This is a genomic window from Actinocorallia populi (assembly GCF_002995495.1).
In the GTDB taxonomy this organism is placed as follows: domain Bacteria; phylum Actinomycetota; class Actinomycetes; order Streptosporangiales; family Streptosporangiaceae; genus Actinocorallia; species Actinocorallia populi.
On sequence record NZ_PVZV01000010.1, the window covers coordinates 210,783 to 231,022 of the forward strand.

Sequence of the window (20,240 nt, forward strand, 5' to 3'; positions counted from 1 at the left end):
ACTACCCGTCCCGTTCCATCGGACAGGACATGCAGCGGGGCCCGCCCCGACCGCGGCCCAGCTCGCTGCCGCGGATGGTGAGCACCTCGATGCCCTTCTTGCGCAGGAAGTTGTTGGTCGTGGTGTTGCGCTCGTACGCCACGACCACCCCCGGCTCCAGCGTGAGGACGTTGCAGCCGTCGTCCCACTGCTCGCGCTCGGCGGACAGGACGTCCTGGGTGGCGGTGTGGACCTCGATCTCGTCGATGCCGATCGCCCGTCCGATGGCCCGGTGCATCTCCTCGGGGGCGTGGTCGGTGACCTTCAGCTCCCGCTCGGTGTCGCCGGGCTCGACGGTGTAGGAGGCGAGCATCCCCATGCCCGCGTACTTGGTGAAGACGCCGGGGGCGATGTTGGTCATGACGGTGTCCAGGTGCATGAACACCCGCGCCTTCGGCATGTCCAGGGCGACGATCTTGCGCGCCGCCCCGGCCTGGAAGAGGCGCTGCGCCAGCATCTCCACCGCCTGGGGCTGGGTGCGCTCGCTCATGCCGACGAGCACCGCCCCTCCGCCGAGCACCAGGATGTCGCCGCCCTCGATGGTGGCGGGCGCCATGGGGCTGCCGTGGTTCCAGACGTGGAAACCGCCCTCCTCGGGACGGTCGTAGCCGGCGGCGAACAGGGGGTGCCAGCGGTAGATCGCCTCCATGATCACCGTCTCGCGGGTCCGCGCCTTCCTGCGCATCACGTTGATGGACAGGCCGTCGTAGATCCAGCAGGAGGTGTCGCGGGTGAACAGGAGGTTGGGCAGCGGGGGCAGGACGAACCCGTCGGGGTCCATCGAATGGAAGGCGATCGACTTCGGCTCGGCGATGCGCAGCAGCAGTTCGCGCTTGGTGATGCCGCCGGTCAGCGTCAGCGCCAGCTCCGGCCCCGGCAGGGCGTCGAGCGCGGCCAGGATGGCGTCGGTGGCCAGGGGCCCGAACCAGCGCTCGTCCACGACCCGGCCCAGGATGTGCTTGCGCGCCTCGGGGAGCTCGACGGTCTCGCGCAGCAGGTCCATCAGGAGGAGGACCTCGATCCCCCGGCCCTGCATGAGCCGGCGGAACTCGTCGTGCTCCTCGCCGGCGCGCTCGACCCACAGCACGTCGTCGAACAGCAGGTCGTCCTTGTTGGTCGGGGTGAGCCGCTTGAGCGCGAGATCGGGGCGGTGCACCAGCACCCGGCGGAGCGCGCCCGTCTCGGAGTCGACGTGGAACGTCATGCGATCGCCATACCTGCCTCCCTGGTCCGGCATGATCTGCCTCCCCCGGGATGATCAGGACGAAACTCGCTCACCTCTCCCCGCCCGCCGACTCGGTCAGCGCGTTGGCGCCGCCCACGATGTCGCTCAGCTCGTTGGTGATCTCGGCCTGGCGCGCCTCGTTGGCGCGGCGGCTCAGCTTGAAGATCAGGTCCTGGGCGTTCTCGGTGGCGGCCATCATCGCCTGCCTGCGGGCGGCGTGCTCGGAGGCCGCCGACTCCAGGAGCATGTTCCAGATCCTGCCGTGCACGTACTGGTGGATCAGCGCGTCCAGCACGTCCCCCACCGAGGGCTCGAAGTCGTGCGAGGCCGCCACGCCGCCCTCGGGCAGGGCCTCGACCTCCTCGATCTCCAGCGGCAGGATGCGGCGCACGGTCGTCCGCTGCGTGATCATCGAGACGAACTGCGTGTAGACGACGTGCACCTCCCCGACGCCGCCCTGCTCGTCGGGCGTCTCGAAGGCCTCGACGAGCAGGCGGCCGATCTCGGCGGCCAGCGCGTAGGAGGGCTCGCCCGAGTGCCCCGTCCACTGCCCGGCCATGGGCCGGCGGTTGAACAGGAAGTTGTCCACGCCGCGGCGGCCGCAGACGTAGTGGACCGGCTCCTTGCCCTCGGCGGCCAGCAGCTCGGCCAGCTGGCGGCCCGCCCGCAGCACGTTGCTGTTGTAGCCGCCGCAGAAGCCGCGGTCGCTGGTCACCAGCAGGACCGCCGCCCGCGTGGCACCGGGTTTGCGGTCGAGCAGCGGGTGGTCCTCGTGCGCGTTGTGCGTCAGCAGGGAGCTGACCGCCCGGGTGATCTGGCGCGCGTACGGGCCCGACGCCGCCTGGCGCGCCTGCGCCCTGGTGATCTTGGAGGTGGCGATCAGCTCCTGCGCCCTGGTGATCTTGGCCGTGGACCGGATGGACCGGATCCGGCTCCGCAACTGCCTGAGTTCTGCCCCCATGCATGCACGATGCCTGACGAACACCGCCATAGCTCGCGGACCGGCGGAGAATTGCACGTCGGCTTACCGGGGCCCTCACTTTCTTTACCCGCCGGGAACCCTCAGGCCGCGACCCGCGGCGGGGCGCCCGCGCACCCGGCCCTAGACTCGTGACCATGGCAGCGCCCCCCGCACTCGAGATCACCGGCCTGGTCAAGCGCTACGGCCCGGCCACCGCGGTGGACGGGCTGACCCTCACCGCCGCGCGCGGCGAGGTCACCGCGCTGCTGGGGCCCAACGGCGCGGGCAAGACCAGCACGATCGAGATCTGCGAGGGCTTTCGCCCCCACGACGCGGGCACCGTCCGGGTGCTCGGGCTGGCGCCCCGCGACCGGGCGCTCAAACCGCGCATCGGGGTGATGCCGCAGACCGGCGGGGTGCCCGGCACCGCGCGGGCCGGGGAGTTCCTGCGCCTCATGGCCTCCTTCCACCGCGACCCGCTGGACCCGGCCGCGCTGATGGAGCGGCTCGGCCTCACCGCGCACGCCCGCACCCCCTACCGGCGCATGTCCGGGGGCCAGCAGCAGCGGCTGTCCCTGGCCGCCGCGCTGGTCGGCCGGCCCGAGCTGGTCTTCCTCGACGAGCCCACCGCCGGACTCGACCCGCAGGCCCGGCACGCCACCTGGGAGCTGGTGGGCGAGCTGCGCGCCGCGGGCGTCTCGGTGCTGCTGACCACCCACTTCATGGACGAGGCCGAGCAGCTCGCCGACCACGTCGTGATCGTCGACCACGGCCGTGTCGTCGCCGAGGGCAGCCCCGCCGAGCTGACCGGCGCCGAGCGCCAGCTGCGCTTTCGCGCCCGGCCCGGCCTCGGCCTGGACGAGCTGGTCGGCGCGCTGCCCGTCGGCAGCGCCGCCAAGGAGTCGCCGGCCGGCCACTACCTCGTCGAGGGCGACGTGCGCCCCGAGCTGCTGGCCACGGTCACCGCCTGGTGCGCCGCGCACGGCGTGCTGGCCGAGGACCTGCGCATCGAACGGCGCACCCTGGAAGACGTGTTCCTCGAACTGACCGGCAGGGAGCTGCGGGGATGACCACCAAGAGCGTCCTGGACCTCACCCCCCGGCCCGCCGCCGCCCCGCTGCCGGCGATGGTCGCCGCGCAGACGGCGTACGAGGTCAAGGGTGTGCTGCGCAACGGCGAGCAGCTGCTGCTGACACTGATCATCCCGGTGTTCCTGCTGGTGCTCTTCAGCGTCACCAGCCTGCTGGACCTGGGCGCCGGCGCGCGGGTGGACTTCCTCACCCCCGGCATCATCGCGCTGGCGGTCATGTCGACGGCCTTCACCAGCCAGGCCATCGGCACCGGTTTCGAACGCCGCTACGGGGTCCTCAAGCGCCTGGGCGCCACCCCGCTGCCCCGGTCGGGGCTGATCCTGGCCAAGACCCTGACCGTGGTGCTGATCGAGCTCCTCCAGGTCGCCGTCATCACCGCCGTCGCCCTCGCCCTGGGCTGGAGCCCCGCGGGCAACCCCGCCGCCGCGCTCCTGGCCGTGCTGCTGGGCACCGCCGCCTTCAGCGGCTTCGGCCTGCTCATGGCCGGCACCCTGCGCGCCGAGGCCACCCTGGCCGCCGCCAACCTGGTCTACATCCTGCTGCTGCTCCTGGGCGGCGTGGTCTTCCCGCTGAGCAAGTTCCCCGAGGCCCTGCGCCCGGTCCTGGAGTACCTGCCGATCACCGCCCTCACCGAGGCGCTGCGCGCCGTCCTGGCGGACGGCGCCGCCCTCCCCGGCCGGGAGCTGCTCGTCCTGGCCGTCTGGGCGGTCGCGGGCCTGGCCCTGGCCGCCCGTTTCTTCCGATGGGAATGACGGACTCCAGCGTGCCCTCCCGCATCGGGCTGGGCCTGGGGAGCATGCCCCCCTCGCTGCTGGTGCTGGGCGGGATCGTCTCGGTGCAGGCCGGGGCGGGCATCGCCAAGGGCATGTTCGACCGGGTGCCGCCGACCGTCGTGGTGGTCCTGCGGCTGCTGGTGGCGGCCCTCGTGGTGGGCTTCCTGGCCCGGCGGGCGCTGCGGCGGGTGTGGCGCGAGCACGGCGCGAAGGACCTGGGCGCCGCGGCGGGCCTGGGGCTGTCGCTGGCGCTGATGAACTTCTCGATCTACCAGTCGATCCAGCAGATCCCGCTGGGGGTCGCGGTCACCATCGAGTTCCTGGGGCCGCTGCTGGTGTCGGTGGCGGCCTCACGGCGGGCCATGGACCTGCTCTGGGCGTTCCTGGCCTTCGGCGGGGTGGTGCTGCTGGCGCGGAGCGACGGGGACATCACCCTCTCCGGGGTGCTGTGGGCGCTGCTGGCGGCCGTGGGATGGGCCGCCTACATCCTCTTCGCCACCGCCACCGGAAAGCGCATCCCCGGCAGCACGGGGCTGGCGCTGGCCAGTGCCGTCGCGACCGTCGCGGTCCTGCCGATGGGGCTGCACGCGCTCGACGAGGCGGGCGGCGGCGCGGTGCTCACCCCGGCCGTGCTGGCGATGGGGCTGGGGGTGGGTCTGCTGTCCTCGGTGATCCCCTACACGCTGGAGCTCGAGGCGCTGCGGCGCATCCCGCAGCGGGTCTTCGGGATCCTGATGAGCGCCGAGCCCGCGGTGGCGGCGCTGATCGGCGTGGTCCTGCTCGGCGAGTTCCTCGGCCCGGCCCAGTGGGCGGCCGTCGGCGCGGTGGTCGCCGCCTGCGCGGGCGCCACGCTCACCGCGCGCGAAGGCCCCAGGACCTGACCCGGATCGGACCACCGGCGGGGCGGTCCTACGATGAGGCCGTGGCTGTGACGACCCCTGAGAACAAGACCTCCCTGCTGTTCAAGGCCAGGGAGGCCGTCTGGAATCCCACCCCCGGCTCGCTGCGGTTCCTCGCCCTGCTGGGCGTGATCGTGAACGCCGGGATCGTGCTCACCGGCGGGGCCGTCCGGCTCACCAAGTCGGGCCTGGGCTGCCCGACCTGGCCCAAGTGCACCGGCGACAGCCTGCTGCCGCACGCCTCGCCCGAGCACTCGCCGGTCAACATGGCCATCGAGTTCGGCAACCGCACCCTGACCTTCCTGGTGCTGGCCGTCGCGTTCGCCGTCTACATCGCGGCCCGCAGGCTCTCGCCCGGCCGCCCGGAGCTGACCAGGCTCGCGCTGTGGCAGCCGATCGGCGTCGTCGTCCAGGCCGGGGTGGGCGGGCTCACCGTCCTGACCAAGCTGCACCCGACCATGGTCTCCCCGCACTACCTGTTCTCCATCGCGCTGATCTTCGTGGCGCTCCTGCTGTACGTGCGCGCGGGCGAAGGCGACGGGCCCGTCGAACGGCTGGTCGCGCCCCTGGTGCACCGGCTCACCCTCGCGCTGGTCTGGGTGGTCGTCGCCGTCCTCGTCGTCGGCACCTTCGTCACCGGCTCCGGGCCGCACGCGGGCGACGCCGAGGCCACCCGCCTGCCCTTCCCGATCGTGGACATCACCCGGGCCCACTCGCTCCTGGCCTGGGCGACGGTCGTCCTGACCGTGGCGCTGCTCGTCCTGCACCGCAGGACCGGCGCGCCCGCCGGCGTCCGCAGGGCCGGATACGTGCTGCTGGGCACGATCCTGCTGCAGGGCCTCATCGGCTACGTGCAGTACTTCCTCGGCGTGCCCGAGCTCCTGGTCGCCGCCCACGTGCTCGGCTCGACCCTGCTGTGGATCGCCACCCTGAACCTCCTGTACGCCGGACGCGTCCGGCCCGTCGCGGAGGGTTCCGCGACGGCCCCCGCCCCGGCCGTCCGGACGGCCTAGCCGGGCGGCGGGGCGAAACCGGAGGGGCCCCAGGGGGGCGGGGCCTCCGGGCCCGCCTGGATGCGGCTCATGGCCAGCGCCTGGCGGGCCACCACCATCAGCCGCAGCAGCTCGCCGCGGCGGCGGGCGAAGAACGGGACGTCGATCACCCCGTTGTCCATGCGCCGGTGCAGCAGGACCAGCTCGGTGGCGGCGAGCTGGTAGTCGCTCATCGCGCGGGCCGCGCCCTTGCCGCCGATGGAGCGCGCCCAGCGGCGGGCCTCGCGGCGCAGCGGCATCTGGCCGAGCATCACGATGTCCTGCGGCGAGACCAGGCCGGTCCGCAGGTAGCCCGGCAGGTACTGGCCGATCTGGCGGACCAGCGCCCGGCGCTCCAGGAAGACCAGGGTGAGCAGCCCGACTAGGATGGCGAAGTTCAGCACGTAGATGGCCGCGAGCCCGCCGACACCCATCTGGGTGCCGGCGTTCCACAGCGCGTGCAGCAGCATGGACGCCAGCAGGCCCAGCACCAGCGCGGCGACCCGGCCGGTGCGCCGGTTGGCCGCGTACGCCACGCCCAGGCCCGTCATCGCGGTGAACAGCGGGTGGCAGAAGGGCGCGACGACGCCCCGCAGGACGAACACCGCCTCCAGCCGCTGGGTGCCGCCGCCGTCCAGGGCCTGCAGGTAATAGGAGACGTTCTCCATCATCGCGAAGCCCAGGGCGACCATGGCCGCGTAGACGAACCCGTCGGTGACGCCGTCGATCTCGTTGCGGCGGAACCACAGCAGGACGAACAGCACGGCGCCCTTGAGGGCCTCCTCCACCACGGGCGCGCCCACCACCGTGGTCCAGAACCTGCCCTGCTCGCCGAAGACCGGCTCGGTGACGTACTTCAGGCCCAGCGTGTTGAGGACGAGCGCGCCCAGCACGGCCACGCCCGCCCCCCACAGGAAGGCGAAGACCAGATCCCTGGCCGGTTCGGGTTCCAGCCGGTCCAGCAGCAGCACCGCCGCGACCATGATGGGCACCGGAAGGACCGCCAGGCCCACGCAGACGGCGAAGTTCGCGCCGCCTCCCAGCAGGGCGAACACGACCAGGGCCGTCAGCGCGCACAACGAGGTGACGACCATGCCGACCATCAGCTTGATCGAAGGCCGGCCGGGCGTACGGCCCGCCAGGACGGCCTGCGGATCAAGGGAGGTCATGCGGCGAGCGTAGTCGAGCGCGCGCCGGGGCGTTAAGCCCGGGACGCGCGGTCACTGGAAGAGGAAGTCGACCGCCACCGCGGTGAACAGCAAGGCCAGATAGGTGTTCGACAGGTGGAAGAAGCGCATCGGCCGCAGCAGGGCACCGCTCAGGCCGCGGTTGACCCGCGCCAGCAGGCGGTGTCCCTCGAGCAGGAAGACCGCGCCCAGCAGCAGCGCGACCGCGCCGTAGACCGGGGTGAGATCCGCCACGGGCCACAGCAGCAGCGAGCACAGGACGGTGGCCCAGGTGTAGACGAGGCTCTCCACCACGACCCGCTTCTCCCCCGCCACCACGGGCAGCATGGGGATGCCGGCGAGCGCGTAGTCCTCGCGGTAGCGCATGGCCAGCGTCCAGGTGTGCGGCGGCGTCCACAGGAAGACCACGCCGAACAGCACGAACGGGGCCCAGGCCAGGGAGCCGGTGACGGCGGACCAGCCGATGAGGACGGGCATGCAGCCGGCGATGCCGCCCCACACCACGTTCTGCTTCGTGCGCCGCTTGAGCAGCAGCGAGTAGACGAAGACGTAGAAGAGGATGGCGCCGACCGACAGGGCCGCGGCCAGGGCGTTGACCGTGAGCAGGAACCCGGCCGTGGAGATCACGCCCAGGGCCGCGCCGAACACCAGGGCGGCGCGGGGGCTGACCTGGTGGCGGGCCAGGGGGCGGCGGCGGGTGCGGCGCATCTTGGCGTCGATGTCGCGGTCGATGAAGCAGTTGACGGCGTTGGCGCTGCCCGCCGACATCGTCCCCCACAGCAGGGTGAACAGCACGAGTCCGAGGTCGGGAACACCCTTGGCGGCCAGGAACATCACCGGTAGCGTGGTGATCAGCAGAAGTTCGATGACCCGCGGCTTGGTCAGGGCCACATAGGCCTTGATCTTGGCACCGAGCGTACGGGCCTGGCCGTCGTCCGCGAGGAGGGCGGCGGGCGGATCCGCTTCGAGCTCGACACCGGTCGTGCCGCCGAGCCGGTTACTGAGCACCGTCACAACTGGGAAGCCTTCTGGTGAGGGAAATCTGAATGCCGCGGACGCCCCTTGCGGCCGCGCCATCACTGTAGTCCCGACCTGGGGGGTACCCGCCACCGGGTGCGGTGTTTCACCTGTGCTCTCCCTCCCGCCGGGGAACCGGCGCAGGGTTAGGCAGGGAATCATCGGGCATGTGCCCTGTGTTCTGGGTAAAGAGCCCAATGGTTTAGACCAATCCTTCCGGGCGTCATAATGAGTAGGCTCGGAGAGATCACCGCCCCGGGGCACGGGCGTGGTCGACCTGACATCCCAAGATCTTGGAAGGACCTGAGCGTTCCGGTGACTACCGATATCAACCACCTTGACTGGTCCGAGCTGGACAACCGGGCCGTGGACACCGTTCGCGCCCTCGCGATGGACGCCGTCGAGAAAGTGGGTTCCGGGCACCCGGGAACCGCCATGAGCCTCGCCCCGGCCGCGTACCTGCTCTTCAACAAGGTGATGAAGCACGACCCCGCGGACCCGGCCTGGCCCGGCCGCGACCGGTTCGTGCTCTCCTGCGGGCACTCCAGCCTCACCCTCTACATCCAGCTGTACCTGTCGGGCTACGGCCTGAGCCTGGACGACCTCAAGGCCCTGCGCACCTGGGGCAGCAAGACCCCGGGCCACCCCGAGCACGGCTTCACCGAGGGCGTGGAGACCACCACCGGGCCGCTGGGCCAGGGCTTCGCCAACGCCGTCGGCATGGCCATGGCCGCCCGCCGCGAACGCGGCCTGTTCGACCCCGACGCGCCCGCCGGCGCCTCCCCCTTCGACCACACCATCTGGGTCGTCTGCTCCGACGGCGACGTCCAGGAGGGCATCAACCACGAGGCCGCCGCGATCGCCGGCCACCAGCGCCTGGGCAACCTCGTGGCGATCTGGGACGACAACCGCATCTCGATCGAGGACGACACCCAGATCGCGATGTCCGAGGACGTCATCGCCCGCTACGAGTCCTACGGCTGGGACGTGCACCGCGTCGACTGGCTGAAGACCGGCGACTACGTCGAGGACGTCGAGCGGCTGCACGCCGTCCTGCAGGCCGCCAAGTCGGAGACCGGCCGGCCCTCCTTCGTGGCGCTGCGCACGGTCATCGGCTGGCCGGCGCCGAAGAAGAAGAACACCGGCAAGATCCACGGCTCGGCGCTGGGCGCCGACGAGGTCGCCGCCACCAAGAAGATCCTGGGCATGGACCCCGAGGCCTCCTTCGCGGTCGACCCGCAGGTGCTGGAGCACGCCCGCAAGGTCGTCGACCGCGGCCGCGAGCTGCGCGCCGAGTGGGACAAGGGCTACGCCGCCTGGCGGCAGGCCGATCCCGAGCGCGCCGCCGAGTACGACCGCATGGCCGCGCGCGAGCTGCCCGAGGGCTGGACCGCCAAGCTGCCGGTCTTCCCCGCGGGCAAGGACATGGCCACCCGCGCCGCGTCCGGCGAGGTCCTGAACGCCGTCGGCCCGGTCCTGCCGGAGCTGTGGGGCGGTTCGGCCGACCTGGCCGAGTCCAACAACACCACGATCAAGGGCGAGCAGTCCTTCATCCCGGCGGAGTTCCAGACCGACATGTGGAAGGGCGGCCCGTACGGCCGCACCCTGCACTTCGGGGTGCGCGAGCACGCCATGGGCGCGATCCTCAACGGCATCGCCCTGCACGGCGGCACCCGCCCCTACGGCGCCACCTTCCTGGTGTTCTCCGACTACATGCGCCCGGCCGTGCGGCTGGCCGCGCTGATGGAGCTGCCGGTCGTCTTCGTGTGGACGCACGACTCCATCGGCCTGGGCGAGGACGGCCCGACCCACCAGCCGGTCGAGCACCTGTGGGCGCTGCGCGCCATCCCGGGCCTGGACGTGGTCCGCCCCGCGGACGCCAACGAGACGGCCGTCGCCTGGCGCACCGTGCTGGAGAACACCGGCCGCCCGGCCGGCCTGGCGCTGACCCGCCAGAAGCTGCCGGTCTTCGACCGCGACAGGTACGCCTCCGCCGAGGGCGTCGCCAAGGGCGGCTACGTGCTGGCCGAGGCCGGCGACGGCACCCCCGAGGTGATCCTCATCGCGACCGGCTCCGAGGTGGAGATCGCGCTCGCCGCCCGCGAGGCCCTGGAGGCCGAGGGCACCCCGACCCGGGTGGTCTCCATGCCGTGCGTGGAGTGGTTCGCCGACCAGGAGCAGTCCTACAAGGACGAGGTCCTGCCGCCCGCCGTGCGCGCCCGGGTCTCGGTCGAGGCCGGCATCGCGCTCGGCTGGCGCCAGTTCGTCGGCGACGCGGGCGAGTCGGTCAGCCTCGAGCACTTCGGCGCCTCCGCCGACTACCAGACCCTCTACAAGGAGTTCGGGCTCACCCCCGACCACGTGGCGGCCGCCGCGCGGTCCAGCCTCATCAAGGCCAAGGGATAACGCATGACTGAGAATCTGAGGAAGCTCTCCCGGGAGGGCGTGTCCATCTGGCTCGACGACGTCAGCCGGGAGCGCCTTCGTTCGGGCGGCCTCGAACGGCTCATCGAGGAGAAGGGCGTCGTCGGGGTCACCTCCAACCCCACGATCTTCGCCAACGCCGTCGGCAAGGGCAACGCCTACGACGACCAGCTGCGCGACCTGGCGGTCCGCGGGGTGGACGTCGAGGAGGCGGCCCGCGCCGTCACCACCTACGACATCCGCTGGGCCTGCGACGTGCTGCGCCCGGTCTACGACCGCACGGACGGCGTCGACGGCCGGGTGTCCCTGGAGGTGGACCCGCGGCTGGCCCGCGCCACCGAGGCCACGGTCGCCGAGGCCAGGGCCCTGTGGTGGCAGGTCGACCGCCCCAACCTGATGATCAAGATCCCGGCCACCCGGGAGGGCCTGCCCGCGATCACCGCGGCGCTGGCCGAGGGCATCAGCGTCAACGTCACGCTGATCTTCTCCCTGGAGCGCTACGGGGAGGTCGTGGACGCCTACTTCGCCGGCCTGGAGCAGGCCAAGGACAACGGGCACGACCTGCACCGCATCTCCTCGGTGGCGTCGTTCTTCGTCTCCCGCGTGGACACCGAGATCGACAAGCGGCTGGAGAAGCTGGGCCGGCCCGAGCTCAAGAGCAAGGCCGGCCTGGCCAACGCCCGGCTCGCCTACGAGCTGTACGAGCAGAAGACCGCCTCCCCCCGCTGGCAGGCGCTGGCCGAGGCCGGAGCGCTCCCGCAGCGCCCGCTGTGGGCCTCCACCGGGGTGAAGGACCCGGAGCTGCCCGACACGCTCTACGTGACCGAGCTGGTCGCCCCCGGCACCGTCAACACGCTGCCCGAGGCCACCCTGGACGCCGCGGCCGACCACGCCGAGGTCCGCGGTGACACCGTCACGGGCGCCTACCCGGACGCGCACGCCCTCTTCGCCGCGCTGAGGGACGCCGGCGTCGACTACGACGACGTCGTGCGGGTCCTGGAGGACGAGGGCGTGGAGAAGTTCGAAGCCTCCTGGAAGCAGTTCCTCGACACCCTGAAGGGCGAACTGGAGGACAAGGCGTGACATCAGTGGTCACCGCCGCGGGCGTCTCGGTCACCTTGCGCGGCGATGCCGTCGAGGAGACCGAGACCGTCCTGCAGAGGTTGATCTCCGATGGCGTCCCCGGGGCGCTCGCCGCCAAGAACGCCAGCCTCTGGGGACCCGACGCGGTCGCCGAGGCCGGCGGGCGCCTGGGCTGGCTGGACCTGGCCGACACCTCGCGGCCGCTGGTGGGCCCGCTGAACGAGCTGGCCGCCGAGTACCGCGCGGAGGGCCTCGACCACGTCGTGCTGGCCGGCATGGGCGGCTCCTCGCTGGCCCCCGAGGTGATCACCGGTACCGCCGGGGTGGAGCTGACCGTCCTGGACACCACCGACCCGCACCAGGTCGGCCGGGTCGTCGCCGACCGGCTGGAGCGCACGGTCGTGGTGGTGGCGTCCAAGAGCGGCGGCACCATCGAGACCGACGCCCACCGGCGGCTCTTCGAGCAGGCCTTCCGGGACGCGGGGATCACCGGCGACGCGCTCAAGCGCCGCTTCGTGGTGGTGACCGATCCGGGTTCTCCGCTGGAGAACACCGCACGCCAGGCCGGGTACCACGTCGTGCTGGCCGACCCCGACGTCGGCGGGCGCTACAGCGCGCTGAGCGCCTTCGGCCTGGTGCCCTCGGCCCTGGCCGGGGCCGACACGGGGCGGCTGCTGGACGAGGCCGCCGAGCTGTCCCCCGCGCTGCGCCAGCCGTACGACAACCCGGGCCTGGCGCTGGGCGCGGCGATCGGCGCGGCCGGGGCCCGCGGGCACGACAAGCTGCTGCTGGCCGACGCGGGCTCGGGGCTCAGGGGGTTCGGCGACTGGGCCGAGCAGCTCATCGCCGAGTCCACCGGCAAGGAGGGCAAGGGAGTCCTCCCGGTCGTGCTGGAGGGCGTCGACGCGCCCGGCTTCGCCCCCTCCCCCGACGCGCGGGGCGCGGTGCTGGGCTCCTACGACGCCTCGGCGATCACGGTGCGGGGCCCGCTGGGCGCCCAGTTCCTGCTGTGGGAGTACGCCACCGCGGTCGCCGGGCGGGTGCTGGGCGTCAACCCCTTCGACCAGCCCAACGTCCAGGAGTCCAAGGACAACACGGGCGCCCTGCTGAAGGCCGCGGAGGAGCAGGGCTCCGCCGCGCCGGCGGCCGGAGCGCCCGACCTGGTCGCCGGGGCCGTGGAGGTCCACGCGGGCGGCGCGCTCGAGGCCGGCACCCTGTCCGGCGCGCTCGACGAGCTGCTGGCGCTGGTGCCCGCGCGCGGCTACCTCGCCGTGATGGCCTACCTCGACCGCACCGGGCGGGACGCCGGGGCCGCCGACCTGCGGGGGCTGCTGGCCACGCGCGCGGAGCGGCTGCGCGGGCGGCAGGGCACGGCGCACGTCACCTTCGGGTGGGGTCCGCGGTTCCTGCACTCCACCGGCCAGTACCACAAGGGGGGTCCGCAGAACGGTGTCTTCCTGCAGCTCACCGGCGAGGTGGAACAGGACGTCCCGGTGCCGGGCCGCCCCTACACCTTCGGCACGCTGCAGCTGGCCCAGGCGGTCGGCGACCTGCGGGCCCTGCGCTCGCGCGGACGCCCCGCGGTGCGGATCCACCTGCGCGACCGGGCCGAAGGACTCGCGCAACTGACAGACGCCTTGAAAAACTGAGGAACACCCATCGGCCGGGCCGTCCTCCGTCCAGCAGTGGACGGGGGGCGGTCCGGCCTCCGAAGGCAGACCGGTCGATCCCCTCCGCCAAGACCGTGCTCCATGCTCCACCAGTCGAACGACTCGTAGGAAAGGGACCGGGCATGCCATCGCCCGCTGAACTGATCGGGATCGACGGGAACCCGCTGCGGGATCCCCGTGACAAGAGACTGCCCCGCGTCGCCGGACCCAGCGTGCTGGTCCTCTTCGGGGTCACCGGCGACCTCTCGCGCAAGAAACTCCTTCCCGCCATCTACGACCTGGCCAACCGCGGGCTGCTGCCGCCTGGCTTCTCCCTGGTGGGCTTCGCCCGCCGGGACTGGGAGAACCAGGACTTCCGCCAGCTCGCCTACGAGGCGGTCAAGCAGAACGCCCGCACGCCCTTCCGGGAGGAGGTCTGGAACCACCTGTCGGAGGGCATGCACTTCGTGCCCGGCGAGTTCAGCGACCCCGGCGCGTTCGACGCGCTGGCCATGGCCGTGAAGGAACTCGACGAGACCCGCGGCACGGGCGGCAACTACGCCTTCTACCTGTCCATCCCGCCGAAGTTCTTCGACGTCGTCGTGGAGCAGCTGCAGCGCAGCGGGCTGGCGGAACGTTCCGAATCGTCCTGGCGCCGGGTGGTGATCGAGAAGCCCTTCGGCCACGACCTGGCCAGCGCCCGGGAGCTCAACAACATCGTGCACCGGGTCTTCCCCGAGGAGTCGATCTTCCGGATCGACCACTACCTCGGCAAGGAGACGGTGCAGAACATCCTGGCGCTGCGCTTCGCCAACACGATGTTCGAGCCGGTCTGGAACCGCTCCTACATCGACCACGTGCAGATCACCATGGCCGAGGACATCGGCATCGGCGGGCGCGCGGGCTACTACGACGGCATCGGCGCGGCCCGCGACGTCATCCAGAACCACCTGCTGCAGCTGCTGGCGCTGGCCGCGATGGAGGAGCCGACGTCCTTCAGCGCCGAGGCGGTGCGCGCGGAGAAGGCCAAGGTGCTCTCCTCGGTGCGCCTGCCCGACGACCTGTCGCTGAGCACGGCCCGCGGCCAGTACGCGGCGGGTTGGCAGGGCGGCGTGAAGGTGCGCGGCTACCTGGAGGAGGACGGCATACCGGAGTCCTCCACGACCGAGACGTACGCCGCGGTCAAGCTGGAGATCGACTCCCGCCGCTGGGCCGGGGTGCCGTGGTACCTCAGGACCGGCAAGCGCCTGTCCCGCCGCACCACCGAGGTGGCGATGATCTTCCAGCGGGCGCCGCACCTGCCGTTCTCCCAGACCGAGACCGAGGAGCTGGGGCAGAACGCCCTGGTCTTTCGGGTGCAGCCGGACGAGGGCATCACGGTGCGGTTCGGCTCCAAGGTCCCGGGCACCTCGATGGAGGTGCGGGACGTCAACATGGACTTCGCCTACGGCGAGTCGTTCACCGAGTCCTCGCCGGAGGCCTACGAGCGGCTGATCCTGGACGTCCTCATCGGCGACCCGCCGCTCTTCCCCCGGCAGGAGGAGGTCGAGCTGTCATGGAAGATCCTCGACCCGGTCGAGGAGTTCTGGGCCGCGCGCGGCAGGCCCGACCAGTACAAGTCCGGCGGCTACGGTCCCAAGTCCGCCGACCTGATGATGAAGCGCGACGGCCGCGCGTGGCGGAGGATCTGACGTGAACATCGATCTCACCTCGACCACCACCAGACGCATCCAGGAGGCGCTGACCCAGGCCAGGCACCAGATGGGCGGCCCCACCGTGGGGATGGTGCTGACCCTGGTGATCGTCACCGACGAGTCGGCGCAGTACGACTCGCTGCGGGCCGCCAACGAGGCGGCGCGCGAGCACCCGTGCCGGATCCTGACCGTCATCTCCCGCGACCCGCGGGGCGGCTCCTCCCGGCTCGACGCCGAGATCCGCATCGGCGAGACGGGTCCGGGCGAGACGGTGCTGCTGCGCATGTACGGGCCGCTGGCCCAGCACGCCGACTCGGTGGTGGTGCCGCTGCTGGTGCCGGACGCGCCGGTCGTGGTCTGGTGGCCGGGCCAGCCGCCGGACGACCCCGCGGAGGACCCGCTGGGCGCGCTCGGCCAGCGCCGGGTCACCGACTCCTACGCCGCGCTGGACCGGATGGAGGCGCTCTGCCGGCTCAGCCGCTCCTACGCCCCCGGCGACACCGACTTCGCCTGGACCAGGCTGACCCCGTGGCGCACCCTGATGGCCGCCTCGCTGGACCAGCCGACGCCGCCGCTGCGCTCGGCCGAGGTGATGGGCGAGGCCGACAGCCCGAGCGCCGAGCTGCTCGCCGCCTGGCTGGAGACCAGGCTGGGCATCCCGGCCCACCGGCGGGTCTCCGAGGGGCCCGGCATCACCGCGGTGGTGCTGCACAGCGACGAGGGCGAGCTGGCCGTCACCCGGCCTGACGGTCGGGTGGCCACGCTGGCGCGGCCCGGCCAGCCCGACCGGTACGTGTCGCTGCTGCGCCGGCCGATCGCCGAGCTGCTCGCCGAGGAGCTGCGGCGGCTGGACCCCGACGAGGTCTACCACGAGGCCGTGACGCGCTTCGAGAAGGAGCAGAGCCGGCGGGAGGTCCTGCAGGCGGTCACCGCCGAGGCCGCCGGAGCCGGCGAGGCGGCCGAGGCCGCCGTTCCCGGCACGCCCGCCGAGCCGGGCGGCACGCAGGAGCAGAGCGCCGCACCCGAGCCGGAGGGCCCCGCGCCGGGCAAGGGGCGGCAGAACAGGAAGAAGGCGGGTTCATGAGCGCACCCAAGGTCCTGGTCCACCCGGACGCCGAGCTGCTCGCCGCGGGCGTGGCGGCACGGCTGATCAGCCGGCTGGTCGAGGTGCTGGCCGAGCGGGAGACCGCCTCGGTCGTCCTCACCGGCGGCGGCTCCGGCCTGGCGGCGCTGGCCGCCGTGGCCGCCAGCCCCGCGCGGGACGCCGTCGACTGGGGGCGCGTCGACTTCTGGTGGGGGGACGAGCGCTTCCTGCCCTCGGGCGACCCCGAGCGCAACGAGACGGGCGCGCGCGAGGCGCTGCTGGACGCGATCCCGGTCGACCCGGCCCGGGTCCACGTGATGCGCGGCCCGGACGGCCCGGACGGCGACGACGCCGACGCCTCCGCCGCACGGTACGCCGCCGAGCTCGCCGCCGCGGCGGCGGGCCGTGAACCGGCGGTCCCGGCGTTCGACGTCCTGATGCTGGGCGTGGGCCCCGACGCCCACATCGCCTCGCTGTTCCCCGGCCAGGAGGCCGTGCACGAGGCCGGGCGCACGGCGGTGGGGGTGCACGGCTCGCCGAAGCCCCCGCCGACCCGGATCTCCCTCACCGTCCCGGCCATCCGGGCCGCCGAGGAGGTGTGGGTGATCGCGGCGGGCGCGGGCAAGGCCGAAGCCGTCCGCCTCGGCCTTGCCGGCGCCGACCCGGCCGAGGCCCCGGTCGCCGCCGCGCGGGGCCGCCGCGCCACCCTCTACCTGCTCGACCGGGAGGCGGCCTCCGCCCTGCCCTCCTGACCCGCACCCGCCGGCCCCGCGGCACGGCCGTGCCGAACACCACCGCACGGCCGTGCCATCCGACGGCACGCGACCATGCCAGACGCCGCCGCGCGACCGTGCCGGATCCCGCCGCACGGCCGTGCCGGACGCCGCCGGGGGTGGTCGGCGGACGCGGTCGGGGGTGCGGCCCGGCGGGGCTCAGGCCTCGCCGGGCTCGATCCAGAACTCCCGGCCGTTGGTGTAGCCCGCCAGGGGGCGGCCCATGGCCTGGGAGGTGCGGCTGGTGATCTCCCGGAACATGCGCTGGAGGGGCTCGGTGTCGGCGCTGATCCGGAAGGTGCGGCCGGCGCCGACGCTGGCGGCGACGACCGGGACCATCTCGCGGACGAAGCGCTCCTCCTCTTCCGCGGTCAGGGGCAGGGGCTGCCTGGATGCGCGCTGGGGGTGCGTCATGGGCGCGACGATACCTCCTTGCGGCGCAGGACGGTGATGAGCCGCCAGGCCGCCGGGTCCGTCGGCGGGACGTCCGAGAAGTCGCCGTACTGTGCCTCGATCTCCAAAGCCGTCCCGGGGTGCTCGGCGGCGGCGACGCGGACGGCGGCCCGGAGTTCGGTGGCGGTCCAGAAGCGGTAGGGCACGGTGCCCTCGACGACCCGGACGCGGGCCGGGCCGCCGGGGCGCGCGGGCGGTTCGGTGACCTTGATGAGGACGTGGTCGTCCACGAGCTGGGTGAGCGGGTCCAGCACGTCCTGCAGGGAGCCCCAGCGCACCTCGGCGGTGGTGCCGTCCCGTTCGGCGGTCCACTCGGTGGAGGTGGACGGCTCGGGGCCGAGCCGGTCGCCCGGGTGGCTCATCTCCAGGATGTAGACCCCGCCGTCGGCCAGGTGCTCGGCGGCGCGGGTGAAGTGCGCGGCCATCGCGTCGAGGGTGTGCAGGTGGGCGGTGCTGTCGAGCATCGTGACGACGAGGTCGAAGCGTTCGTCCAGTGCGAAGTCGGTCATGTCCGCCTGGACGACGGTCAGGCGGGGCTCCTCGGCGGCGGCGTAGGAGCACATCGCGGGGCTCAGGTCCAGGGCGGTGGCGCGCAGGCCGCGCCGGACGAACTCCCTGGCGTGCTCCGCGGGTCCGGCGGCGAGTTCCAGGACGGTCTCCGGTACCCGTCCGTGCCGTGCCGACCAGCGCAGGAGCGCGTCCACCTCGGCGGGCACGTCGCGGAAGGCGCAGGAGAGTTCGTAGGCTGCCGGATCGTCGTAGATGGCCACCCCGCCATCGTTTCAGCACTGGAGCGTTCCAGTCACCCGGACGCCGGTTCCCGCAGTTCGATGACGATCTCCAGCACGGACGGGTCCTCGGTGCGGGAGGTCCGGCCGCCCAGCGAGGTCAGCAGCCTGCGGATGCGGGTGTTGTCGTGGAGCACGCTGGCGTGCAGTTCCCGCAGGCCCTGCTCGCGGCCCAGGTCCAGCATCCGCTCGGCCAGGGCGCGGCCCAGTCCCCTGCCCTGCAGGCCGTCCTCGACGAGGAGGGCCAGTTCGGCGGCGCCCGGCCCGGCGACGCGCATCATGTGGCCGAGCGCGACGACCTCGCCCGGCGCGCCCTCGACCACCAGGGTCGTGCCGCGGGAACGGTCCAGGAAGCGCTCGAAGACCCGCGGCGACAGGCGCGGTTTGGCGCTGAAGTACCGCATCCGCCGGCTGGCCGTCGAGCAGCGGTCGTGCATCGCATCGACCGCGACCCCGTCGGACGCGCGCAGCGGCCGTATGGTGATCCGGTCCTGCGGTGCCGGCGCTTCGGCGGGGACCGCCATGGAAAACCCCCTCGGTGCTTGATGGCTCCAGGGTTTCCGGCCCGTGTTACAGAGCCGTGTGGCGGGGGTTTCCTGCGGCGGGGCGGTCCGTGATCTCCGTCGCGTGACGCCCGTCTCGCCGGCGCGGGCCGGCGGGACGGGCGCCGCCTGCGTCAGGGGGCGGGCGCCCAGCCCGGCATCGGGTGGGCGGCCATGAACGCGGCGATCTCCGCGGCGATCCGCGCGAGCGCCGCCTCGTCGCCGTGTGCCTTGACCGCTTCGTCGATCCAGCCCGCGACGCGCGGCATGTCGGACCCGGTGAGGCCGCGCGTGGTGATGGCCGCGGTGCCCAGCCGCAGGCCCGACGGGTCGAACGGCTTGCGGGGGTCGAACGGGACGGTGTTGTGGTTCAGTTCGACGCCCGCGGCGTCCAGCGCCTGGGCCGCGGGCTTGCCCGCCACGCCCCTGTTCGTCAGGTCGATGAGGATGAGGTGGTTGTCGGTGCCGCCGGAGACCAGGTCGAAACCGCGCTCCAGCAGCGCCGCGGCCAGTGCGCGGGCGTTGGCGACGACCCGGCGTGCGTAGTCGGCGAAGTCCGGGGCGGCCGCCTCCTTCAGCGCCACGGCGATGGCGGCGGTGGTGTGGTTGTGCGGGCCGCCCTGCAGGCCGGGGAAGACCGCCTTGTCGAGCGCCGCGGCGTGCTCGGCCGTCGACATGATCATCGCGCCGCGCGGGCCGCGCAGGGTCTTGTGGGTGGTGGTGGTGATCACGTCGGCGTGGCCGGCCGGGGAGGGGTGGGCGCCGCCCGCGATGAGCCCCGCCAGGTGCGCGATGTCGGCGACGAGCACCGCCCCGGCCTCCCGGGCGATCTCGGCGAAGGCCGGGTAGTCGATGGTGCGGGGGATCGCGGTGCCGCCGCAGAAGATGATCTTCGGGCGCTCCTTCAGCGCCAGGTCGCGCACCTCGTCCAGGTCGACGCGGCCGGTGTCGGCGCGCACCCCGTAGCGCACGGGCGTGAACCACCTGCCGGTGGCGCTGACGGACCAGCCGTGGGTGAGGTGGCCGCCCATCGGCAGGGCCATGCCCATGACGGTGTCGCCGGGCCGCAGGAACGCCAGGTAGACGGCGAGGTTGGCGGGCGAGCCCGAGTAGGGCTGGACGTTGGCGTGCTCGACCCCGAACAGGTTCCTGGCCCGCTCGGCGGCCAGGGTCTCGACCGGGTCGACGAACTGCTGGCCCTCGTAGTACCGGCGGCCCGCGTAGCCCTCGGAGTACTTGTTGGTCAGCACCGAGCCGGTGGCCTCCAGGACCGCCGGGGAGACGTAGTTCTCCGACGCGATCAACCGGAGCTTGGCGTGCTGGCGGGCCGCCTCCCCCTCGACGAGGGCGGCGAGGTCGGGGTCCGCGGCGTGCAGATGGGTCAGGGCGGGCTGGTGCATGGCGCTCTCCACGAGTTCGCGCGGCAGCACCCAGGCGCGCGGTGCCCGCTCGATCTCGCTCCCCGGTGGTGCTCCACCTTGACTGCGCCAGTCGCTTCTGTCTTCGCCGATCGTACACAGGGAAGGA

17 protein-coding genes, 1 pseudogene and 1 riboswitch are annotated in these 20,240 nt (G+C 72.8%); of the genes and pseudogenes, 10 read left to right on the forward strand and 8 right to left on the reverse strand.

All coding sequences use genetic code 11. The annotated features are described in order from the left end of the window. Position 1: 1 nt before the first annotated feature. Together C2865_RS33875 and C2865_RS33880 are read right to left on the reverse strand one after the other, a co-directional pair. Positions 2 to 1,243, reverse strand: coding sequence for an arginine deiminase (locus C2865_RS33875; protein ID WP_106402717.1), 1,242 nt, complete (start codon positions 1,241 to 1,243; stop codon positions 2 to 4). Positions 1,244 to 1,313: 70 nt separating this feature from the next. Next, positions 1,314 to 2,225 carry a F0F1 ATP synthase subunit gamma gene (locus C2865_RS33880; protein WP_106402718.1) on the reverse strand — a complete coding sequence of 304 codons (912 nt, stop codon included), beginning with the start codon at positions 2,223 to 2,225 and terminating at the stop codon, positions 1,314 to 1,316. A gap of 155 nt (positions 2,226 to 2,380) precedes the next feature. Here C2865_RS33880 and C2865_RS33885 point away from each other — a divergent pair, with 155 nt between their 5' ends. Genes C2865_RS33885 through C2865_RS33900 form a run of 4 tightly spaced genes read left to right on the forward strand, consistent with a single transcriptional unit; the run spans position 2,381 to position 6,001 of the window. Next, entirely contained in the window at positions 2,381 to 3,295 is a 915-nt protein-coding gene (locus C2865_RS33885; RefSeq protein WP_106402719.1) for an ABC transporter ATP-binding protein, read from the forward strand. After that, the gene (locus tag C2865_RS33890) at positions 3,292 to 4,068 is read left to right on the forward strand and encodes an ABC transporter permease (protein ID WP_106402720.1); all 777 of its coding nucleotides are present in this window, start codon (positions 3,292 to 3,294) and stop codon (positions 4,066 to 4,068) included. Before C2865_RS33885 ends, C2865_RS33890 begins: the two co-directional genes overlap by 4 nt. After that, positions 4,065 to 4,970, forward strand: coding sequence for an EamA family transporter (locus tag C2865_RS33895; protein WP_232835948.1), 906 nt, complete (start codon positions 4,065 to 4,067; stop codon positions 4,968 to 4,970). Before C2865_RS33890 ends, C2865_RS33895 begins: the two co-directional genes overlap by 4 nt. A 41-nt stretch (positions 4,971 to 5,011) precedes the next feature. After that, positions 5,012 to 6,001, forward strand: coding sequence for a COX15/CtaA family protein (locus tag C2865_RS33900; RefSeq protein WP_232835949.1), 990 nt, complete (start codon positions 5,012 to 5,014; stop codon positions 5,999 to 6,001). Here the strand turns inward: C2865_RS33900 and C2865_RS33905 are convergent. Both C2865_RS33905 and C2865_RS33910 read right to left on the reverse strand, forming a co-directional pair. After that, positions 5,998 to 7,188 (reverse strand): PrsW family intramembrane metalloprotease, encoded by a 1,191-nt coding sequence (locus C2865_RS33905; RefSeq protein WP_106402723.1) that lies wholly within the window; start codon positions 7,186 to 7,188, stop codon positions 5,998 to 6,000. The two genes, C2865_RS33900 and C2865_RS33905, sit on opposite strands and share 4 nt — an antisense overlap. A gap of 51 nt (positions 7,189 to 7,239) precedes the next feature. Further along, complete coding sequence (locus C2865_RS33910; RefSeq protein WP_232835950.1) at positions 7,240 to 8,220, reverse strand: heme o synthase; 981 nt, start codon at positions 8,218 to 8,220, stop codon at positions 7,240 to 7,242. A gap of 231 nt (positions 8,221 to 8,451) precedes the next feature. On the opposite strand from C2865_RS33910, the gene tkt reads away from it, so the two are divergent. The 6 genes and pseudogenes from tkt to pgl all read left to right on the forward strand — a co-directional run bounded on the left by tkt (position 8,452) and on the right by pgl (position 16,909). Further along, a complete protein-coding gene (gene tkt / locus C2865_RS33915; RefSeq protein WP_106402725.1) occupies positions 8,452 to 10,629 on the forward strand; it encodes a transketolase in 2,178 nt (725 codons plus the stop codon). A gap of 3 nt (positions 10,630 to 10,632) precedes the next feature. Then, positions 10,633 to 11,730 (forward strand): transaldolase, encoded by a 1,098-nt coding sequence (gene tal, locus C2865_RS33920; RefSeq protein WP_106402726.1) that lies wholly within the window; start codon positions 10,633 to 10,635, stop codon positions 11,728 to 11,730. Then, positions 11,727 to 13,379, forward strand: a complete 1,653-nt coding sequence (locus C2865_RS33925) for a glucose-6-phosphate isomerase (protein WP_106402727.1) — start codon at positions 11,727 to 11,729, stop codon at positions 13,377 to 13,379. The genes tal and C2865_RS33925 overlap by 4 nt, the downstream gene beginning before the upstream one ends. A gap of 143 nt (positions 13,380 to 13,522) precedes the next feature. Beyond that, on the forward strand, positions 13,523 to 15,070 hold the full coding sequence (zwf, locus tag C2865_RS33930; RefSeq protein ID WP_106402728.1) for a glucose-6-phosphate dehydrogenase: 1,548 nt from the start codon (positions 13,523 to 13,525) through the stop codon (positions 15,068 to 15,070). A 1-nt stretch (position 15,071) separates the two neighbouring features. Further along, positions 15,072 to 15,950: pseudogene (gene opcA, locus C2865_RS33935) on the forward strand (glucose-6-phosphate dehydrogenase assembly protein OpcA); the annotation flags it as partial. A gap of 203 nt (positions 15,951 to 16,153) precedes the next feature. Then, positions 16,154 to 16,909: a 6-phosphogluconolactonase gene (pgl, locus tag C2865_RS33940; protein WP_106402730.1), complete on the forward strand. Its 756-nt coding sequence runs from the start codon at positions 16,154 to 16,156 to the stop codon at positions 16,907 to 16,909. 180 nt (positions 16,910 to 17,089) lie between these two features. Here the strand turns inward: pgl and C2865_RS33945 are convergent, their stop codons facing one another. The 4 genes from C2865_RS33945 to C2865_RS33960 form a co-directional block, all read right to left on the reverse strand. After that, on the reverse strand, positions 17,090 to 17,344 hold the full coding sequence (locus C2865_RS33945; RefSeq protein ID WP_106402731.1) for a hypothetical protein: 255 nt from the start codon (positions 17,342 to 17,344) through the stop codon (positions 17,090 to 17,092). Further along, complete coding sequence (locus C2865_RS33950; RefSeq protein ID WP_106402732.1) at positions 17,341 to 18,153, reverse strand: class I SAM-dependent methyltransferase; 813 nt, start codon at positions 18,151 to 18,153, stop codon at positions 17,341 to 17,343. Before C2865_RS33950 ends, C2865_RS33945 begins: the two co-directional genes overlap by 4 nt. Positions 18,154 to 18,185: 32 nt before the next feature. Next, a complete protein-coding gene (locus C2865_RS33955) occupies positions 18,186 to 18,695 on the reverse strand; it encodes a GNAT family N-acetyltransferase (protein ID WP_106402733.1) in 510 nt (169 codons plus the stop codon). A gap of 152 nt (positions 18,696 to 18,847) precedes the next feature. Then, positions 18,848 to 20,113, reverse strand: a complete 1,266-nt coding sequence (locus tag C2865_RS33960; protein WP_106402812.1) for a serine hydroxymethyltransferase — start codon at positions 20,111 to 20,113, stop codon at positions 18,848 to 18,850. 21 nt (positions 20,114 to 20,134) lie between these two features. Next, a riboswitch (ZMP/ZTP riboswitch) is annotated at positions 20,135 to 20,210 on the reverse strand. Positions 20,211 to 20,240: the final 30 nt, after the last annotated feature.